10 protein-coding genes and 1 pseudogene are annotated in these 11,806 nt (G+C 71.1%); 7 read left to right on the plus strand and 4 right to left on the minus strand.

Annotation, left to right across the window (positions count from 1 at the left end):
- Positions 1–222: 222 nt before the first annotated feature.
- Both OG294_RS00210 and OG294_RS00215 read left to right on the plus strand, forming a co-directional pair.
- Positions 223–1,755: a flavin monoamine oxidase family protein gene (locus OG294_RS00210; protein WP_327064289.1), complete on the plus strand. Its 1,533-nt coding sequence runs from the start codon at positions 223–225 to the stop codon at positions 1,753–1,755.
- A 41-nt stretch (positions 1,756–1,796) separates the two neighbouring features.
- Positions 1,797–3,182 (plus strand): glutamate-cysteine ligase family protein, encoded by a 1,386-nt coding sequence (locus OG294_RS00215; protein ID WP_327064290.1) that lies wholly within the window; start codon positions 1,797–1,799, stop codon positions 3,180–3,182.
- 66 nt (positions 3,183–3,248) lie between these two features.
- On the opposite strand, the gene OG294_RS00220 is transcribed toward OG294_RS00215, so the two are convergent.
- Positions 3,249–3,419, minus strand: a complete 171-nt coding sequence (locus OG294_RS00220) for a hypothetical protein (RefSeq protein ID WP_327064291.1) — start codon at positions 3,417–3,419, stop codon at positions 3,249–3,251.
- A 448-nt stretch (positions 3,420–3,867) separates the two neighbouring features.
- Positions 3,868–4,785 (minus strand): alpha/beta hydrolase, encoded by a 918-nt coding sequence (locus OG294_RS00225; RefSeq protein ID WP_327064292.1) that lies wholly within the window; start codon positions 4,783–4,785, stop codon positions 3,868–3,870.
- Positions 4,786–4,881: 96 nt separating this feature from the next.
- Here OG294_RS00225 and OG294_RS00230 point away from each other — a divergent pair, with 96 nt between their 5' ends.
- The 4 genes and pseudogenes from OG294_RS00230 (at position 4,882) to OG294_RS00245 (ending at position 7,354) form a co-directional block, all read left to right on the plus strand.
- Entirely contained in the window at positions 4,882–5,436 is a 555-nt protein-coding gene (locus OG294_RS00230; RefSeq protein WP_327064293.1) for a PadR family transcriptional regulator, read from the plus strand.
- A gap of 139 nt (positions 5,437–5,575) precedes the next feature.
- Positions 5,576–6,100: an NUDIX domain-containing protein gene (locus OG294_RS00235; protein WP_327064294.1), complete on the plus strand. Its 525-nt coding sequence runs from the start codon at positions 5,576–5,578 to the stop codon at positions 6,098–6,100.
- Positions 6,101–6,299: 199 nt separating this feature from the next.
- Positions 6,300–6,461 (plus strand): annotated as a pseudogene (locus OG294_RS00240) (carboxymuconolactone decarboxylase family protein); the annotation flags it as partial.
- Positions 6,462–6,502: 41 nt separating this feature from the next.
- Positions 6,503–7,354, plus strand: a complete 852-nt coding sequence (locus OG294_RS00245) for an aldo/keto reductase (RefSeq protein WP_327064295.1) — start codon at positions 6,503–6,505, stop codon at positions 7,352–7,354.
- Between the two features lie 261 nt (positions 7,355–7,615).
- Here the strand turns inward: OG294_RS00245 and OG294_RS00250 are convergent, their stop codons facing one another.
- Positions 7,616–8,362: a hypothetical protein gene (locus OG294_RS00250; protein WP_327064296.1), complete on the minus strand. Its 747-nt coding sequence runs from the start codon at positions 8,360–8,362 to the stop codon at positions 7,616–7,618.
- A 387-nt stretch (positions 8,363–8,749) separates the two neighbouring features.
- Positions 8,750–9,256 carry a hypothetical protein gene (locus tag OG294_RS00255; RefSeq protein ID WP_327064297.1) on the minus strand — a complete coding sequence of 169 codons (507 nt, stop codon included), beginning with the start codon at positions 9,254–9,256 and terminating at the stop codon, positions 8,750–8,752.
- 642 nt (positions 9,257–9,898) lie between these two features.
- Between OG294_RS00255 and OG294_RS00260 the strand changes: the two genes are divergently transcribed.
- Positions 9,899–11,728, plus strand: a complete 1,830-nt coding sequence (locus OG294_RS00260) for an OmpL47-type beta-barrel domain-containing protein (RefSeq protein ID WP_442789300.1) — start codon at positions 9,899–9,901, stop codon at positions 11,726–11,728.
- Positions 11,729–11,806: the final 78 nt, after the last annotated feature.

Below are 11,806 nucleotides of genomic sequence, written 5' to 3' on the forward strand. Positions count from 1 at the left end.
CGGTCTTCGACGGGTCGCGCCCGGTGCAGGCAGGTCGCGTGCGGCGCTCGCCCCCGTCGTACACGCACCAGCCGCTCAAGGGCTGCCGCCGCGCCGCAGGCCGCCCGGTGGGACCGCCCGACGCCGTGCCGTTCTCCGGACGGGTGCGGTCCGCTGGCTCGCGGCAGCGGGCTGGTCCAGGCTGAGCCGTGACCCAGCACCGAGCCGACGGGAAGGGCGCAGATGTTCGACGAGAGCTTTGCCTTTCCGCCCGCCCTGGTGAACCGGGTCGGCGGCTCCTCCGGACGGGTCGCCGTGATCGGGGCCGGTGTCGCGGGCCTCGTCTGCGCGTACGAGCTCCAGCGCTGCGGCTTCCAGGTGGTCCTGTACGAGCGCTCGCGCCAGCCGGGCGGGCGGGTGCGGACCCACCGCTTCTGGGACGGCACGCACGCGGACCTGGGCGCCATGCGCATCCCGGGCAACCACCACTGCGTCCTGCACTACGTCTCCCGGTTCGGCCTGCGGACCCGGCCGTTCGTCAACGCCAATCCGAGTGCCTACTACCACCTGCGCGGCCACCGGGTGCGAGCCCGGGACGTGCATGCGCTGTTCCCGGAGTTCGCGCTTCGGGACGCGGAGAAACAGGCTCCGACCCGGCTGCTGGACCGCCTCCTGGGCGCGGTGTGGGAGACGCTGACCACCGGGCAGAAGCGCCGCGTGCTGGAGGGCCATTGGGACGACCCGGCGCTCGACCGGCTGATCTCGGTGTCGCTGTGGCAGTTCGTCCACGAGAACCTGTCGCAGGACGCCTGGGACCTGGTGGGCCATGCCAGCGGCTTGGCCCACTACGAGCAGTCCTCCCTGCTGGAGGTCCTGGTCGACTACTTCGGCCTGTTCCACGCCGGCCAGCTGGAGCTGGTCGACGGGATGGACTCCCTGACCCGCGCCTTCGTCCGCGCGCTGCGGCCCAGGACCCTGCAACTCTCCACGAACATCAGCGAACTCGTGCTGACCGGCGAGGGAGTGCTGGTCCGGGGCAGGCGGATGGACCATCCGACCACCGAGCAGGTCGACTTCGTGGTCTGCTGCGTGCCGGCGCCCGCGCTGGACCAGATCACCTTCCTGCCCGGTCTGCCCCACCCCCAGCGCCACGCCGTTCGCGGCATCAGCTACGCCAGCAGCTCAAAGTCGCTGCTGCACCTGACGCGCCGCAGGTGGGAGTCGCAGGACGGGATCTTCGGCGGCGGCAGCTTCACCGACCTGCCGATCCAGCAGTGCTGGTACCCGTCGGACAACGCCCGTCCCGTCCGGGACGGGGCCGACGGCAGCGCCACCCTCCGGTGGGTCGCCCAGGACCCGCGGCGGTCCGAGGAGCCGTCGGTGCTGCTCGGCGCCTACCTCTGGGGGGCCAACGCCCGCCGCGCCGCCGCGCTGCCGCCGGCCGACCGCGACCGGCTGGTGCTGGCCTGCCTGGAACAGCTCCACCCCGGCATCGGCGACGACGTGGACGACATCGTGCACTGGAACTGGGACGAACAGGTCGGCATGGGCGGCGGCGCCTTCGCGCACCTGCCGCCCGGCGAGCACACCCGCTACCTGACCGTGCTCGGCTCCCCGCACCCGGTCGGCGACCCGCGGATCTTCTTCGCCGGCGAGCACCTCTCCGGGGCGCACGCGTGGTGCCAGGGCGCCGCCCAGTCCGCCCTCGGCGCGGTCGGCCTGCTGCTCGACCGCAGCCGGCACGCCGAGGTCGCCGCGCGGGTGGGAGCCGCGTGAACGGGAGCCGCGTGAACGGGAGCCGCGCGAACGGGAGCCGCGTGAACGGGAGCCGCGCGAGCGGGGCCTCCCGGCTGGAGCGCGAGGACCTGCGGTCGCTATTCGTCCCGCGCGCCGGGGCCCGCGAGCGGGTCGGGCTGGAGATCGAGAGTGGCCTGGTCGACCCGCAGACCGGGCGCGCCGCCCCTTACCTGGGCGAGAACGGCGTGCTGGCCGTCCTGGAGGCGGTGCTCGCCGAGTGGGGCGGCGAGCGCCAGCAGGACGCCGGCCGGCTGACCGGCGTCCTGCTGGCGGACGGGAGCCAGATCACCCTCGAACACGGCGGCCAGCTCGAGTACTCGTCCGCGCCCGCCGACGGTCTGGCCCTCGCCGTGGACGACGCGGGCGCCGCCTTGCAGCGCCTGGCCGAACTCGTGGGCCGCTTCGGCCTGGCCCTGCTGCCGGGCTCCGCCCTCCCCTTCGACCGCCTGGACACCGTCTCCTGGGTCCCGATGACCCGCGGCGCCATCATGCGGGACTTCTTCGCCCGCATCGGCGAAGCCGGCAGCCGGGGCACGGAGATCATGTCGATGTCCCTCTCCACCCAGGTGCACCTGGACTACCTCTCCCCCGAGGACTTCACCCAGAAGCTGCGGATGCAGGTGGCCGCCTCCCCGGTCGTCGCCGCACTGCTCGTCAACTCACCGCTACAGGGCGGACGTGCGAACGGACTGCTGTCGCACCGCTCGCGCGCCTGGCTGCGGATGGACCCGCGCCGCTGCGGCATCCTGCCACCCGCGCTGCGGCCCGACGTCGGCGCCGACGACGTCATCGACTGGGCCCTGCGGATCCCCATGATCTACTACCGGACCGCGGACGGACGCTACCGGCCCGCCCCCGACCGGCCGTTCGCCGCGCTCCTGGAACAGGGTTTCGACGACGGCACGATGGCGACGTTCGACCACTGGGCCTCCCACATGTCGCAGATCTGGACGGACGTCCGGGTGCGCCGGACCCTCGAACTGCGCAGCGCCGACGGGCCGCCCTACGAGCACATTCCCTCGATCCCGGCGCTGTGGGTGGGCCTCAGCTACCACCCCCCGTCACGCGAAGCCGCCTGGGACCTGCTCGGCCGCTACACCCTGCGTGAGCGTCGCGGCGCCCTCGACGCCCTGCCGAGCCAGGGCCTGCGCACCACGCTCGGCGGCGACCGCGTCAGCGACCTCGCCACCGAGCTGCTCCGCCTCGCCCGCGCCGGCCTGACCGCCCGCGTTCAGGCCGGACTTGAGCCCCGGCGGGTGCTGGACTACCTCGACCCGCTCGACGAAGTCCTCGCCACCGGGCGGACGTTCGCCGAGCAGTGCACGGCGCGCTGGGAGAGCGACCTGCGCCGTGACCCCCGCAGGTACGTCGAGGCATTCCGCGTGCGGGCTCGACCACTTCGGTAATGGACAAGTCCGCGGCGCGGCGCGGCCACTGGGCTCCGGCCGGCGAGGATCGGAGGCCCGGGAGCCTCAGGAGGACGGGCGCCACAGCTCGACATCGTGGTAGCGGTGCGTCTGCTGATGCCGGCGCAGGCTGCCCGCCACGATGCGTTCGAGCTGGAGCGTCCAGCGTCCGATGTCGTGCCGCAGCCCCGCATCGGCTGCGAACTCGTCCAGTGCGCGGGGTAGTTCACAGGCCACGACGTGCTCGCGCAGGGAGATCTGCGAGGCCGCCAGCAGGGCGACGAGGCCGTCGCACCGCGCAGCGGGGCCGCCGGGCCGCCGGGCCGCCGGGCAGCGGATGACCCGCCACGTCGGCGCGCAGCATCAGGTTGCCGGGATCCCGTCCGCGCGCCGGCTCCCCTGCTCCTCATCCCCTTCGCCGGTATCCGGCCTTCACCCGGCGCCGCCACGGGGCCCAGGGAGAAGCGGTCGGCCATGTCGAATGCGGCGGCGGCGACCGGGGAGGCCATCGTCGGGTCGCCGCAGGCCCTGGTCGCACCGCCCTGCCTGCCCGGGGCCGCCCGCCGTTCGACGAAGTCGTGCTGCTTCCGCCGGGCCCCGGCGCCTGGGCGAGGGCCGCGGTGGCCACGTGCGGCCGTGCTCGGGCCAGGTCGTGCGTGCGTGCGGGGCAGCCGGCGTCGATGGTTCAGGTCAGCGCTGCCGCTACCGCCGACGTCCACGTGGCTGTGGCGCGGCGGGCCAGGCGGCTGGTCGGGGCGTAGCCCTCGAAGAGGTGGAAGGCGCCGGGGACCACGTGGAGTTCGGTGTGGACGCCGGCCGCGATCAGGCGGTTCGCGTAGCTGAGGGCCTCGTCGCGGAGGGCGTCGGCCTGGCAGATCTCCAGGTAGGCAGGTGGCAGGGCGCTGAGGTCCTCGGCGCGGGCGGGGGCGGCGTAGGGGTCGGCTTCGGTGGAGGCCAGGTAGGGCTTCCACATGCCGCGTACGACGCGGCCGTCGACGATCCGGTTGTCAGCGCACTCGTCGATGGACGGGAGGGCGCAGCGGTCGTCCAGGGCCGGGACGAGCAGGAGCTGGAACGCGAGGGTCGGGCCGCCTCGGTCGCGGGCGGCGAGGGCGAGGGCCGCCGCAAGGGCGCCGCCGGCGGAGCGGCCGGCGACGGCGAGGCGGGTGGGGTCAACGTCCAGGCGAGCGGCGTTGTCGGCGGTCCAGCACAGGGCCGCGTAGCAGTCGTCGAAGGCGGCGGGGTACGGGTGTTCCGGGGCCAGCCGGTAGTCGACGGAGACGACCACGGCCCCGGCCGCCAGGCAGAGGTCGCGGCAGTTGCCGTCGCCGGTGTCGAGGTCGCCGGCGATGAAGGCGCCGCCGTGGAAGTAGAGGACGCCGGGGCACGCGCCCCTCGCCCCGGTCGGGCGGTAGATGCGGACGGTGAGGTCGCCTGCCGGGCCCGGAATCACGGTGTGGCGCACGGCGATGCGCGGGTCGTCCGCCGGGGGCTTCGCGGCCAGCAGCGACCGCAGGTACGCCCGGGTGGCTGGCGGGTCGGCCAGCGGGTCGAAGGGCGGGACACCGTCCAGGACACCGGCTATCTCGGGGTGCAGGCGCATCGAGGCTCCATGGTCTCATTGATATGGTTGCAGCACGATGAAGGTAATGATCTCATTGATACGGTGTCAATGGATAAAAATGAGAGAGGAAACGCCGTGGCGAAGGATCTGACGCCGTCGCAGCTCGTCGTGCTCGGGCTGATCGCCCGGAACGGGCCGATGACGCCGTACGACCTGAAGGCCAAGGCCGAGAGCTCCGTCGGCCACTACTGGCCGCTCCCGCACGCCCAGCTCTACCGCGACCCACCCCGCCTGGCCGAGCTGGGGCTGCTGCGCGAGGAGGCGGAGGAGCACGGCCGCAGGCGCCGGGTGTTCCACCTCACCGACGCCGGCCGGCATGCCCTGCGGCACTGGCTCGCCGACCCCGCGACACCCGAGCCCGAGACCCGCAACCCCGCCCTGCTCAAGCTGACCTTCGCCGACCTGGGCGCGCCCGGCCAGGTCGCAGAGCTGGCGGCGGCCCAGGCAGCGCAGCACCGGCAGTGGCGCGACACGTACCAGGAACTCCGCGACCACCTCGACCCCCACGCCCCGGACACCCCGGCCCGCACCCGGCTGATCACACTCGGAATCGCTCACGAGCAGAGCTATGTGACGTTCTGGGAGGCACTGGCGGCCGATCCGGACGGGACCGGCGAACCGCCCTCCTAGGGTCTGGTCCGGAGTTGTGATCGGTGTCGGAGACTGTTCGATGTGGCGTGGCGGTCTGCGCGGCCGCCGCGGCGACGGCCGTTGCTGCGGCCCACCGCGGCAGCCCGGTGGTGTCGGTGACGGTCTATAGCCTGTCGCAATGATCCGTAGCGTGTTTGAGCAGCGTCCGCTTGATGCTGCCGTCGCTGACGCCGGGAGCGCGACGCTGGAGTTCGACCGGGCCAGGGCCTGGTTGCGCTCTGCGCTGGTTGGCGCCGTGGAGCCGTTGGGCGCCGAGGTGTGGGTCCTGGACACAGCCCTGGAGCAGATCGTGCTGGTCAGGCATCCGTGGCGCGGGCTGGTCCCGCCAGGTGGCAAGGTTGAGCCCGGAGAGTGTCCGCGTGATGGCGCGGCCCGGGAACTGGCCGAGGAGACTGGGCTACGGCCGCGGTTGTTGGAGCGGCCCGCCGCGGTGGCGGTGCGGTCATTCGGCCCGGATCTGCCGGAGACGCTGTCCCTCTCCTATGCCGCGATCGGCGACCCGGAACAGCCACTGATCGCGGAGGACGGGCAGCCCGCGGCCTGGATGCGGCTGGACCAGGGCTGGGACAGCTGCTTCCCCGATGACGCGCTGCGCATTCGACAGTACGTGACGCTTCTGAGATCGGGTTCCCCTGCCTGGTGAGTGTGGCCGCGCCCAGGAGTTGCCCGGCCGATCATGTGACCGTCGCTGATCAGCTCGCTGTTCCGGGCATGGGGCGTTGGGAACGCGGCGATCCGTCGGACGGGGAGCGGGTGCGGCCGTTCCTTCCGGTGAGTAATGGGCGGTGTGGGCAATGGCGTGATCACCGCCGACAGCGTCTCGGCCGACGGTCGCCCTCGGCCGCGACGCCCGGCCGACCGGCCATCTGCGCCGCGCCCTCGACAACGGCCTCGCCCCGGACGAACCCGCCGAGGCGATCACCCACCCGGCCTGCTACGCCGGCTGGCCCGCCGCCATGAGCGCCACCGGCTTCCCGGCCACGGTCACCGAACCCATCGGCTGACCGACCGTCACCTTCCGCTACCAGCCCCCCTGGAGAGTCCCGTGCAGCACGTCACCTTGAACAACGGCGTCCGGATGCCGATCCTCGGCTTCGGCGTCTGCCAGATCCCGGCGGAGAAGACCGAGCAGGCCGTCGCCGACGCCCTCGCCGCCGGCTACCGGCTGCTGGACACCGCCGCCGCCTACGGCAACGAGGAGGCTGTCGGCCACGCCATCAAGAACAGCGGCATCCCCCGCGAGGAGCTGTTCGTCACCACCAAGCTCTGGGTCCAGGACGCGCCCGCCCAGGACAACACCCGGCGCGCTCTGGAGACCTCCCTGGCCAAGCTCGGCCTCGACCACGTCGACCTGTACCTGATGCACCAGCCCTTCGGTGACGTGTACGGCCAGTGGCGCGCCATGGAGGCCGCCAACCGCGAGGGCCTGGCCAAGGCGATCGGCGTCGCCAACTTCTACCCCGACCGCCTCCTGGACCTGATCCTCAACAACGAGATCACCCCGCAGGTCAACCAGATCGAGACCCACCCCTTCTTCCAGCGCACCGCCGACCACGACCTGATGCGCGAGCACGGCGTCCAGCACCAGGCGTGGGGCGGCTTCGCCGAAGGCAGGAACGAGCTGTTCACCCACCCCGTCCTCAGCAGGGTCGGCGACGCCCACAGCAAGTCCGTGGCCCAGGTCGTGCTGCGCTGGCTGATCCGACGCGACATCGTCACCATTCCCAAGTCGGTCGACCCCGAGCGGATGGCACAGAACATCGACGTTCTCGACTTCGAACTGACCGATGACCAGATGGCCGCCATCGCCGCCCTCGACACCGGCAAGACCCTGTTCTTCGACCACCACGACCCCGAGATGGTCGCCTGGCTCAGCAAGCGCCGCCTGGACAGCTGAACGGAACGGCAGCACCCGCCGCGCCCGGGCCGGCCTCGGATGCTCCGGCACACGGCGCCGGGCGTCCGCCCAGCGCCGCCCCCTGCAGCCGATCCGCCTGGGAGCCCCTACCGTGATCGCAATCCCGGCGCCGCAACGCACCGCCGGGCCGACGCACCATCCCGCGCGCGGCCCCGCTTGCCGACGCCATGACCGGCACCCCGACCGGGGAGCTGCGGGCCCACCGAGCCCGTAGCGCCCCGGCGTTCCGCTGATGCCGCGCTACTCACGCCCGATGGTGCACGACACCACGTGCTCCTGGATCGCCACCCGACCGGTCTCCTTGCTGTTGACTCTGGTCCGCCGCCCGCCGGTCTTCTGGCCTGACACGGCGAGTCGATAGTCACCCACTGGGAGATTCTTGAATTCGCGGGTGATGGTGAACTTGATCGGATCGCCCGTGCCGCTCTGGTTGTGGGTGATTGGTTCGGACGTGACGACGGAGCCGCCCGGCCCGGTGATGGAGAGGGTGATGCTCAGCGCAGTGACAATCCCCTTGTGGCCCTCTTCCTCCCACAGGAGTTCGTTCCAGTACTGCGGAATCGCCTCGAAGGTGACAGTCAGCTTCTGGTACTGCCCGTCCCAGCCGACCTGGCCCGTGAGTGCCGCTTTCACGCGGGAGAAATTGCCGTTGTCGCCCTTGTGGATGGTGAAGTCCGATGCCGGATCACGGACACCACGATACGGCCCCTGCCCGGCCTTCTCTCCGGTGTTGATCCAGTCGACCGTCCCAAGCAGTCCCGGGCCGCACCGGTAGACGTAGGTCTTGCCGGCGAGGTCGTCCAAGCGCAGCGTGCCGATGGGCATGTGTGCCCCGCCGGGACCCAGGCAGTATTGCGGCCCGCTGAGCATCGCTTGTAGCCGGGCAAACGCGTACGCATCCTGCTCACTGTCTGATTTACCGTCGAGGTGGTCGAGGTCCGCGGTCTCCAGGAAGGTGTACTTCGCGGCGAGATCGGCCCTGTTCATGTCGTATCCCCTGCTCAGTCGTGCGCACCGGAGTGGTACCTGATTGTCGGGCACGCACCCGTCGGCGGAAGAAACGACTCGCACGAGCGGAGCCGTCAAGCCTCGCGGCCGAAGGCCGGGCTGCCCCCGACCGTTGATGCCGCGCTCATCGCCTCCATCCTCGTAGCGTGCACGATGTTGCGGCCCGCCGGGTACGGACCGCTCGTTATGCCGACTGAGCCTCTCGCGTCGCATTCCTCCGGCCGAGACACCGGCACGGGCTCCCTGAACCGGCGCTACTGCGAGCCGGAGATCCGAGTGGCCGACACGGAGCCACTGCCAGGGTCAAGAAAGGGCCCTGGCGCTGAGTGTGTGACACCGGCCATGCCCGTTGCCCCGGCGCCTGAGTCAGCGGAGAGCGTGCAGCCGTTGTTGCGGCACGGGCGCAGTGAAGTTCAGACCGTTCTCGTCGAGGGCGTTGAAGACGGTCACCCGACCGCCGTGGAAGACGAAGCTCACATCCACGCTCCCTTGGGCCACATCGTCGCCGGTCCATTCGAGCAGTTCGACGCTCCGGAGGGTCAGGCCTCGCAGTGCCCGAAGCTCGGCCAGCGGCTCCGGACGCCAGGCCAGCTCGAATCCTGGCCAGCGCACCGGACGGTGAGGGTCGATCGTCGCCCAGCTGAGGGCGATGTCGTCGAACTTGCAGTGATTGATCTCGACTTGCTCACCCTCGAAGTCGAGCAGCACGGGGCAGTCGCAGAACCACTCATCATCCTGCAGGTCCCAGGCCATCCAGACCCGAGTCAACGTGCGACCGCGCAGAGCACCCAGACGACGCCCGTGCAGGCGCGTCACGGCGTCACGGCCGTTCAACCACTGTGGTTGGTATCGCGCAATGTCGAAATCGAACACGGGGCCATCTTGCCAGAATCGGCACCACCCGATCGGCGACACAGTCCGGTCATCCGTACCCTGCCCGAGCACTTCAGCGAACCGGGCGACGGCCAGGGCGCAGCGGCGGACGGACCGGCCCGCCTCCAGAGCGAGCCGGCTCTGGAGGCGGCCACCAGGAACGCGACGGTCAGGCCGTCCAGCCCGGTCATGTCGATCACCTCGCGTCGGTCGGATTCCGATGTGGCGCGCCCACCCGCGCTCCGGCCCGGCAACCGGCCCGTCGAGCGGTCCGTTGCCGGCGGCGGTCCGTTGCCGGCGGCGGTCCGTTGCCGGCGGCGGTCCGTTGCTCGCGGCGGTCGGCCGCCGTCACGCGCGGAATGCGTCGGCCGGCCGCAGTCGGTTCGCGGGTCGCCGCCGTCGCGATCCCCGCCTTGATCCCTATCGAGCAGAGCGCCACCCGGTGTGCTCTCACCCGGCCCGGATGGCAAGCGGAGCGCGTCCGAGAGGGTGACAACCCGTCAGGTCGTGCCAGTCCGCTGTCAGCGCGCACCCTAGCGTGACGGTATGGATACAGAATATGCACGCTCCGTAGCCGGGGAACCGGGCAGGGCAGGCAGACCCGGCCGCGCACCGCGGACCAGGCTCTCTGCCGTGCTGGTGATGGCGCTGGCCATGCTCACCTTCGCCGCCGTCATCTCGCCGGCCGCCGCCACGCGGCGCGAGGGCGGCAGCGTGACGGTGAACTTCACCAACAACAGCGACCGCGCCCTGTCACTCGCGACGTTCACCATGACCAGGGGCTGCCTGATCGGCAGTCAGCCGAGCGAGATCGCCGCGGGCACCTCAGCCAGCTGGTCGTCCGAGCCCTGCCTCGGCTCGAACGGCAGCGCGGGCAACGCCTCCTTCCGGGTCGCCGGGGAGACCGTCGGCACGGTGCAGGTGAGCTGGGACAGCCCGACCACCGGCGCGAACAGCTACACCCAGACGGCACCGGGCGGCTACGTCATCAGCCACAGCGGCGGCGGGGGCTCGAACCCGACGGTCCAGTTCACCTTCGACTGCAACTCGACCACCTGCGACGGGATCCCCGACGACTGGAAGCGCAACGGCGTCACCATCACTCCCAGCGACGGCAGCGCCCCGCAGTTCATCGACCTGCCCAAGATGGGCGCCACCGTGAACAAGCCGGACATCTTCGTCCAGCTCGACTGGATGGCCGACGAGACCCACAGCCACGCACTCGACCCGCAGGCCATCCGCCAGGTGGTCGAGGCGTTCAAGAACTCCCCGTACAACAAGCACTCGCCGACCACCGGCATCAACCTGCACATCGACGCCGGGCCGGACAGCATCCTCAACTTCGACACCAACGCCACCTGGGGCGAGCTCAGCAAGGCGCGGCAACTGACCGAGACGACCAACCTCGGCACCGTGGACGGCAACGGCAACTACCTGTGGGACGCCTTCGACACGATCAAGGCGGAGAAGGGCGGCTTCGTCAGCTCCGGCCGGGTCCCGATCTTCCACTACGCGATCTCGGCCGACCACCTGGCGCCCGGCTGGACCACCCTCGGCATCGCCGAACTCCCGGGCAGTGACTTCATCCTCAGCCTGGGTGCCCTCTCCCCCGACGTCCCCCAGATCGCCGCACAGGCTGTCGACTTCATGCACGAACTGGGCCACAACCTGGACCTGCGGCACGGTGGTGACGCGGACCTCCCGAACAACAAGCCGCAGTACTTCAGCGTGATGAACTACTCGTACTCCGTTCGAGGCCTGACCGCCGGAACGACCACCGGCATCGCCGACTACTCCCGCGACGCCCGAAGCCTGAACGAGGTGTTCATCGACGAGAACACCTACCCGTTCAGCAGCAAGGACTACGACGTCGTCCACTACTGCCAGAACGACCCGAAGGGCCCGTACATCACCACACCGCGGAGCAAGGGCTGGGTGGACTGGAACTGCAACGGCGTCCAGAACCGCGGCGTGGTCACTGCCGACGTCAACGGTGACGGGCAGAAGACCCGGCTCTCCGGCCACGACGACTGGAGCGCCCTGCGGCTGCGCGCCGGCGGGATCGGCCTGCCCAGCGCCCCCCTTCTCCCGGACCCGCCGACCCCGAACAACGAGCCGACCATGGAGCAGGAGGAGGGCGTCCTGCCGCTGGACACCACGCCGCCGGTCACCACCGCCACCACCGACCCGGCCGACGGCCGAAAGGACTACTTCACGACGGACGTGACCGTCACCCTCAGCGCCACGGACGACATCTCGGGCGTGAGCCGGACCGAGTACAACCTCGACGGCGCCGGCTGGACGGACTACACCGGCCCGATCGCGCTGACCACGGACGGCCGGCACGAACTGCTGTACCGCTCGATCGACTTCGCGCAGAACCAGGAGGCCGACCAGTCCCTGACCCTGCGCATCGACTGCGAGCACGGCCACGACCACGACCACAGCCACCCGTCGGGCCAGGACTCGTGAGCGTGACGACGGCAGCCACCGGCTGAACCGCACCGCCCGGGTCCGACCGGCCCCTCGACCAGCCCCGCTCCAGCCGCC

Source organism: Kitasatospora sp. NBC_01302 (genome assembly GCF_035976515.1).
In the GTDB taxonomy this organism is placed as follows: Bacteria; Actinomycetota; Actinomycetes; order Streptomycetales; family Streptomycetaceae; genus Kitasatospora.

Coding starts and splice junctions, on each gene's coding strand:
- OG294_RS00210 (WP_327064289.1), top strand. CDS start 223: ATGTTCGACGAGAGCTTTGCCTTTCCGCCCGCCCTGGTGAACCGGGTC.
- OG294_RS00235 (WP_327064294.1), top strand. CDS start 5,576: ATGATCCGTAGCGTGTTTGAGCAGCGTCCGCTTGATGCTGCCGTCGCT.
- OG294_RS00225 (WP_327064292.1), bottom strand. CDS start 4,785: ATGCGCCTGCACCCCGAGATAGCCGGTGTCCTGGACGGTGTCCCGCCC.
- OG294_RS00260 (WP_442789300.1), top strand. CDS start 9,899: ATGGCGCTGGCCATGCTCACCTTCGCCGCCGTCATCTCGCCGGCCGCC.
- OG294_RS00250 (WP_327064296.1), bottom strand. CDS start 8,362: ATGAACAGGGCCGATCTCGCCGCGAAGTACACCTTCCTGGAGACCGCG.